The sequence below is a fragment of the Fundicoccus sp. Sow4_D5 genome (assembly GCF_052116365.1).
Classification (GTDB): Bacteria; Bacillota; Bacilli; order Lactobacillales; family Aerococcaceae; genus Fundicoccus.
On sequence record NZ_JBQKLF010000026.1, the window covers coordinates 1 to 804 of the forward strand.

The 804-nt window shown below is 40.3% G+C and carries 1 pseudogene; it reads right to left on the minus strand.

The annotated features are described in order from the left end of the window. Positions 1-698, minus strand: a pseudogene (locus ACTQ45_RS13590) (IS21 family transposase); the annotation flags it as partial. Positions 699-804: the final 106 nt, after the last annotated feature.

Consider the following 804-nt stretch of genomic DNA (forward strand, 5'->3'; position numbering starts at 1 on the left):
TCATAGTGTGCATTTAATACAATATCTCCCTCTTTAGGATGACTCACTACGCCTACTTTGAGATTGTCGCAAACTAGTCGGATCGGCGTTCCACCCAAAAATTCAAATAGATTGACATGGCATTTGAGCCAAGTATGACTCTTCATATCCAATGTCGCTTCTACATAAGTATACTGACTGTATGGTAACGTTCCTACAAATAAATAGACTGGAATAACTTCTCCAGTATTTAAATCGACTAACTGCATCGTAGAGCCTCCCCAGTCCACCTGCACCGTTACCCCTGGTTTATGGGTCAGATGATTCGTCAACCGATACTTGGCAATGTGCTTTTGATAATCGTCACAGAATTTTGAATACCCAACCGCGATACTTTCTTTTGTTCGACAACGGTCAACATATTCCTGCCATAGGATTTTTAAAGTGACACCAACGCGCTGAAGTTCTTTATGAATGTCGTCATAATTAGGAGCGTCATACAAAATTTCCGACTGATAACGCTCTGGAAAGAAGCGACGATAAGCTTCGATATCTGTTAATGACTCAATGTCTTGGTAACATAGTTGAAGCTCCTCAGCCCGTTTAAAAACCTCACTCACTGAACTTTTTCCAACTTTCTGTGTCTTCGCAATCATATTCCGCGATAAACCTTGATCGCGATATTTCATTACCAGTTTCACAGGGATTTTTCTAGCCATAAAAATAGCCTCCTTTATATATAGTTAGAAGCAATTACACTTCCAAAGTAACTATACATAAAAGAGGCACGAAAAGCGGACTTGATCCATGGATAGGTGGACCCGA